Origin of the sequence: Lawsonibacter sp. (assembly GCF_022777125.1) — a bacterium.
GTDB lineage: Bacteria > Bacillota > Clostridia > Oscillospirales > Oscillospiraceae > Lawsonibacter_A > Lawsonibacter_A hominis.
In genome coordinates this window covers 1-5,961 of record NZ_JALFGV010000091.1, presented here as the reverse complement: position 1 = coordinate 5,961, position 5,961 = coordinate 1, and the positions used below count along the sequence as shown (strand labels likewise).

The 5,961-nt window shown below is 66.0% G+C and carries 7 protein-coding genes; 3 read left to right on the top strand and 4 right to left on the bottom strand.

The features are described from left to right. The 3 genes from MR825_RS07815 to malQ form a co-directional block, all read left to right on the top strand. On the top strand, positions 1 to 1,365 hold a 1,365-nt coding region (locus MR825_RS07815), incomplete at its 5' end, for an AAA family ATPase (protein WP_287879989.1). Between the two features lie 4 nt (positions 1,366 to 1,369). Beyond that, the gene (locus MR825_RS07810; RefSeq protein WP_186907078.1) at positions 1,370 to 1,888 is read left to right on the top strand and encodes a DUF4358 domain-containing protein; all 519 of its coding nucleotides are present in this window, start codon (positions 1,370 to 1,372) and stop codon (positions 1,886 to 1,888) included. Positions 1,889 to 2,070: 182 nt separating this feature from the next. Continuing rightward, entirely contained in the window at positions 2,071 to 3,555 is a 1,485-nt protein-coding gene (malQ, locus tag MR825_RS07805) for a 4-alpha-glucanotransferase (RefSeq protein WP_186907077.1), read from the top strand. A gap of 99 nt (positions 3,556 to 3,654) precedes the next feature. Here the strand turns inward: malQ and MR825_RS07800 are convergent, their stop codons facing one another. The 4 genes from MR825_RS07800 to MR825_RS07785 all read right to left on the bottom strand — a co-directional run. Then, the gene (locus MR825_RS07800) at positions 3,655 to 4,071 is read right to left on the bottom strand and encodes a flavodoxin (protein ID WP_186907076.1); all 417 of its coding nucleotides are present in this window, start codon (positions 4,069 to 4,071) and stop codon (positions 3,655 to 3,657) included. A gap of 32 nt (positions 4,072 to 4,103) precedes the next feature. Continuing rightward, positions 4,104 to 4,688 carry a DUF3793 family protein gene (locus MR825_RS07795; RefSeq protein WP_287879988.1) on the bottom strand — a complete coding sequence of 195 codons (585 nt, stop codon included), beginning with the start codon at positions 4,686 to 4,688 and terminating at the stop codon, positions 4,104 to 4,106. Positions 4,689 to 5,050: 362 nt separating this feature from the next. Next, the gene (locus MR825_RS07790; protein WP_256176435.1) at positions 5,051 to 5,659 is read right to left on the bottom strand and encodes a hypothetical protein; all 609 of its coding nucleotides are present in this window, start codon (positions 5,657 to 5,659) and stop codon (positions 5,051 to 5,053) included. Positions 5,660 to 5,670: 11 nt separating this feature from the next. Continuing rightward, on the bottom strand, positions 5,671 to 5,961 hold a 291-nt coding region (locus MR825_RS07785; RefSeq protein WP_287879986.1), incomplete at its 5' end, for an ADP-dependent NAD(P)H-hydrate dehydratase.

Sequence of the window (5,961 nt, the reverse complement as noted above, 5' to 3'; positions counted from 1 at the left end):
GCGATCGACGCGGCCATCTCCCTCTCCACCCGGTACATCTGCGACCGGCGGCTGCCCGACAAGGCCATCGACCTGATCGATGAGGCGGCCAGCCGGGTGCGGATGGAACGGCTGGGCGCGCCGCCCGACCTGCGCGCCCTGGAGGAGAAGGTGTCCGCCGCCCGCCGGGAGAAGGAGGAGGCCATCCGGAATCAGGATTTTGAGAAGGCCGCCATGCTGCGGGACGCGGAGGGCGACTTCCGCCGGGAGCTGGAGGCGCAGCAGACCGTATGGCGCTCCGGCCAGCACGCCGGGCGCGTCACCGCTGAGGATGTGGCGGCGGTGGTGTCCGGCTGGACGGGCGTGCCCGTCACCACCCTCACCGAGGCGGAGAGCCAGCGGCTGCTGCGTCTGGAGGAAGTGCTCCACCAGCGCCTGGTGGGGCAGGAGGAGGCCGTCCGGGCCGTAGCCCGGGCGGTGCGCCGGGGCCGGGTCGGCCTGAAGGAGCCGGGCCGGCCTACCGGGTGCTTCCTCTTTCTGGGCCCCACCGGCGTAGGCAAAACCGAGCTGTGCAAGGCCCTGGCCGAGGCGCTTTTCGGCAGCGAGGAAGCCCTTTTGCGTTTTGACATGTCGGAGTATATGGAAAAGCATACGGTCTCCCGGCTCATCGGCTCGCCCCCCGGCTACGTGGGACACGAGGAGGGCGGACAGCTCACCGAACGGGTCCGCAGGCGGCCCTACTCCGTGGTGCTCTTCGACGAGATCGAAAAGGCCCACCCGGACATCTGGGGGATCCTGCTCCAGATCATGGAGGACGGCGTGGCCACCGACGCCCAGGGGCGCAAGGCGGACTTTCGCAACACCGTCATCGTGCTCACCTCCAATGTGGGCGCCGGGCGCATCACCTCCAAGGGCAGCCGCCTGGGCTTTGCCCTTCAGGAGCGCCGCGGGGACGAGACCCGCCCCCAGTCCGAGCTGCGCGCGGCGGTGCTGGAGGATCTGAAAAAGGTCTTCCGTCCGGAATTTCTCAACCGTCTGGATGAGACGATCGTCTTTACCCAGCTGGGCCGGGAGGAAATCCGCGCCATCGCCCGGCGGCTGCTGGAGCAGGTGGCCCGGCGGCTGGAGGCCCTCGGGGTGGAGCTGCGCTATACCGACGAGGCGGTGGACGCCCTGGCCCGTTCCGGCTTCGACCCGGACTACGGCGCCCGGCCCCTGCGCCGGGCCATCCGGACCCAGGTGGAGGATATCTGCGCCGAGCTTTTGCTCAGCGGAGCGCTGACACGGGGCTGCGCCGCCCTGCTCCACGTGCAGGACGCCGCGCTTTCCCTTACCCCCGTGCCTGCCGCGCAGCAGGCGCTCAATACCAAGGAAATGGAGATTTAACGCCATGAGACGCATCTTTGCCCTCACGCTGTCCGCCCTGACGCTGCTCTGCGCCCTGGGCGGCTGTAAAAGTCCGGCCCAGAAAGAGCCTTTGACCGCGCAAGCGCGCACCCAGCTCTATAAGACTGCCATTGAGAACGCCCGGGATTCCGAAACCAACGACTATATGGGGATCATCACCTCCGCCGACGACGAGCAGGCATCCCTGATCTTTCTGCTGCTGGGTCTGTCCGAGGAGGATATGACCTCCTACGCCCTGTCGGTCTCTCCAGTCAATGTGCGTGCTTACGCCATTGCGGCCGTCCTGCCCGCCGCCGGAAAGGACGACGATGTGCTGGAGGCCTTGAACGATTATGTGGAAAACCAGAAGGAGAGCTTCCGGCAGTATCTGGAGGTGGAGTACGAAAACGCCGTCAACACCCGGCTGGAGACGCTGGACGACGGTACCGTCCTCATGGTCATGTGCGAGGGGCAGGATGCCGTTTTCGACTCCATCCGCGACACCATCGAACAGGGACAGTAACGCTCCACAGGCAGGGGGCGCATGGCAAAGCGCCATGCGCCCCCTGCACATATTCCGCGCAGGCCGGGACGCCGGCGCCCACCCGGGCCATTTTTCCGCATATCCGCTCAGGTATGGCTTGCGGCTTGGTTTGGTAGGCATTATAATGTGGGAGATGTTATTTACCGAATGGAGGTCTTCCCATGCAACGGCGTTCCAGCGGCATCCTGCTTCCGGTCTCGGCCCTGCCGGGCCCTTACGGCATCGGCACTCTGGGCGAGTCCGCACGGCGCCTGATCGATTTTCTTGCCCAGGCCGGCCAGCGCTACTGGCAGATCCTTCCCCTGGTGCCCCCCGGGGGAGGGGATTCCCCCTATATGTCTCCCTCTTCCTTCGCGGGCAATCCCCTGTTTCTGGACCTGGAGGCGTTGGCGCAGGAGGGCCTGCTCACCCGCGCGGAATTGGCGTGCGCCCGCTACCCCGGCAGTCCCGACCGGGCGGACTACGCCTGGCTCCACGACAGCCGCCCGCCCCTGCTGCGGAAGGCGTGGGACCGGGCCCGAACGCGGTATGCCGCCCCTCTTCAGGATTTTCTGACGCAGGAGTGCGGCTGGCTGCCTGATTTTGCCCTGTTTATGGCTCTGCGGGACCACTTCGGCGGCGCGGAACTGAAAGACTGGCCCCGGGATGTCCGCCGCCGGGAACCGGAGGCCATGGAGCGCTGCCGCGCTCTGCTGGCGGACGACGCCGCGTTCCACGCCTTTTTGCAGCTGCTTTTCTTCCGGCAATGGGAGGCCCTGCGGAGCTATGCCCATCAAAAAAGCGTATCCATCATCGGAGATCTGCCCATCTACGTCTCTCCGGACAGCGCCGAGGTGTGGGGCGAGCCGCGCCTGTTCCAGCTGGATGAGGATCTGACGCTCTCCGCGGAAGCCGGGGTGCCCCCCGACGCGTTCTCCGAACTGGGCCAGCACTGGGGCAATCCGCTGTATGACTGGGACTACCACAGGCGCACCGGATTTGCCTGGTGGAAACGCCGCTGCGCCCATATGGCCCGTCTGTACGACGTGGTGCGGATCGACCACTTCCGCGCCTTTCACACCTACTGGTCCATTCCCTCCGGTTCGCAGGACGCCCGTACCGGCCACTGGGAGCCCGGCCCCGGCGCGGCCCTGCTGGAGGCGCTCCGGCCGATCGAAGGCCTGTCGCTCATCGCGGAAGATCTGGGCGACCTGGACGATGCCGCCCGGGATTTCATCGCTGAAAGCGGCCTGCCCGGCATGAAGATCCTGCTCTATGCGTTCGACCCCGAAGGCGAGAGCGCTTACCTGCCCCATAACTGTCCGGTCAATGCCGTGGCCTACACCGGCACCCACGATACCCCTACCTTCGTGCAGTGGCTTTTCGACGAAGCCAGTCCGGCGCAGCGGGCCTTTGCCTCCGACTACCTGCGCCTGCGCTCCGACGAGGGCTTCGGCTGGGGCGCGGTGTGCGGGGCCTGGATGACCCCCTGCCGCCTGGCCATCGCCCCCATGCAGGACCTGCTGGGACTGGGCGGGGACGCGCGTATGAACGCGCCCGGCACCTCCGGGCCCCAGAACTGGAGTTGGCGGGTACGTCAGGCCGCGCTCAATGACGACGTGGCCCAACGGCTCCGGCACATCACCCGGACCTACCGGCGCGCTTAAGCGCCGTGCGGCCCTTCCGCCTTTCGGAAACGGGAGAGAAGCAAGAGCGCGGAGACGGCAAACGCCGTCCCCGCTCTCTTTCGTTTTCGGTTTAACCGTTCAGCCCGCTGCAAGCTCCGCGCCCAGGGCCTTACAGGCCTCCAGGCCGGCCGCGTCCGGCGTTTCGTTGAGGATCAGCCCTTCGTCGCCGCACAGATCGGCGCCGGCGCCTTCCGCCCGTTCGTACCAGTCCCGCATCCATTGCCCGTCGCCCCAGCCGTAAGAGCCGAACAGGGCGAGCTTCTTCCCGGAGAGCCTTCCCTCCAGCGCGGTGAAGAAAGGCTCGAACTCGCCCTCCTCCAGCACCTCCGCCCCCATGGCGGGGCAGCCCAGCGCCAGGCGGTCGTAGCCGGCGGCCTCGCCGGCGCTGATCTCGGACACGGTGAACAGGCGCGCGCCCGCCCCCTCCGCCACCGCCTTGGCCATTGCCTCGGTATTGCCCGTCCCGGACCAGTAGATCACTGCTGTCTTGCTCATCATCCGTACCTCCATGGATCGTCTGTTTAGTTTCACGCCGCCGGCGTCTCCCGGACGCCGAACAGCTGCGAAAGCGTCATCCCCGCCCGCAGGCGGCTGCACAGCGCCTCCCGGCTGCGGTCGAACCGGGCGAACTGCCGCCGGGCGCCCTCCACGTCATGGTAGACCTTCCAGTGCCCGCACAGCTTACACCGGCCGCCCCCCGGATCTGCCAAAAAGCCCTGCACATCCTCCGGCGGATAGCCCAGGAATAGGCCGATCTCGTGGGGGAAGCCCTCCCGCCAGAGCAAACGCCGCCGCAGGTGCCGCAGCAGGGCGGCAAGGCCCGCCCCCGTTGGATAGCCCCGCCGTTGCAGCAGGGAAACCGCCTCCCGCCCCTGCAAATGCGCCTCCAGCAGCTCCGTTCGGTATACCAGCAGCAGCCAGCGGCTTTCACAGCGGCAGAGCACCTCGATACGCACGCCCCGCCGTTCCAGCAGACGCGTATACCGGCCGGCCACACGGGGCAGCGCAGGATAGTCCGCCGACGACAGGGAGATCACGCAGGCGCAGCGCAGCCCGACCAGCGCCGGGGCACAATGATAGGCCAATGCCCGTTCAAAGGCCTCCCGTTCCAAACGCTCACCCCCATATATTAGTACCAGCTAACTTCCGGTTTTTAAAAACGCACCCCGACATGGGTGCTTCCAACGCAAGAGTTAGTATATACTAACCTTTTTTATGGTATCATAGTTTCGCGGCACTGTCAATCTTTATTTCCCTAAAAATTTTTCCCGTTTTTGCTTGACAGACCGCACGTGTTATGGTACACTTCATCCATCCCAAGAAGTTAGTTTTAGCTAACTAAATGTTGCCGGGCGGCCCGCCCCGCCATGGGCTGCCCGGCCCTCCCAAACCTGCTCTCCACTTTACCTTCTACATATGCCAAAAGCCCGCGCCGGTACCGGCGCGGGCTTTTGGTATTGTCTGCCGAAACGGCTTATCCCGCGCCGGTACGCTCAAATTTCGTAAACGTACAGCGGATCACGGTGAAGCCGTCCTGCGCGATCTCCCCCCGCAGCAGGGCGAAGGTGTCCGCCTCAAACCACAGGGAGCACTCCTGCCCCGTCCCGGCCGTCCCTTCCGGGTCCCGGCAGATGATGTGCAGCAGCTGCGTCTCGTCTTCCGTCTCCAGGCCGCATTCGGCAATGAATCCTTCCCGGGCACAGTCCAACAGCACCGGCACTGCGTCCACGGGGCTCATGCCCTGCTGGTTCAGCGCTCCGGTCTCCACCCGGATGCCGTCGTACTCCAGCGCCGCGGCGTCCCGGCGCAGCCGGGCGGTGACGCCGGCAATGTTCTCCGGCGCGGTCACCGTCAGGACCGTGTCCCCCTCCTTTTCCCAGGACACGTCGATCCCGTAATCGTATACGCGGCTTCCATAGTCGGCCGTGACCTCCATAGAGGCGGTGCAGGCCGTCATGGCCAGGTACGCCCCCCGCATGTCCAGCGCAAGCTGTTCGGCCCGGCTGCCCGCCCCCGTCCCGCCGCAGGCGGACAGTACAAGCGCCAGGAGCATCATTGGTACGCACATCCAGCGACGGCGCACTTGAGTCCCTCCTAATTTACATGTTCGTTCAATACGCCGGGCAGCGCACGGATCAGGTCGCCGGGCGTCATACCGTACTCCCCCGCCGCTTCCGCGCAGCGGTCTCCCGCGGCGCCGTGGAGCCACACCGCCATGGGCACCGCCTGCCGGGCGCTCAGGCCCTGGCCCAGAAGAGCGAGAATCATCCCGCCCAGCACGTCTCCGCTTCCACCTTTTGCCATACCGGGATTTCCGGTGGTATTGAGGAAGGCGCTCCCGTCGGGGAAAGCGGTGATGGTACAGTGCCCCTTCAGCACCAGACA

What these genes read in the sequence shown, in the direction of transcription:
- MR825_RS07810 (WP_186907078.1), top strand. Translation starts at nt 1,370, where the DNA reads ATGAGACGCATCTTTGCCCTCACGCTGTCCGCCCTGACGCTGCTCTGC.
- MR825_RS07800 (WP_186907076.1), bottom strand. Translation starts at nt 4,071, where the DNA reads ATGAGCAAGACAGCAGTGATCTACTGGTCCGGGACGGGCAATACCGAG.
- malQ (WP_186907077.1), top strand. Translation starts at nt 2,071, where the DNA reads ATGCAACGGCGTTCCAGCGGCATCCTGCTTCCGGTCTCGGCCCTGCCG.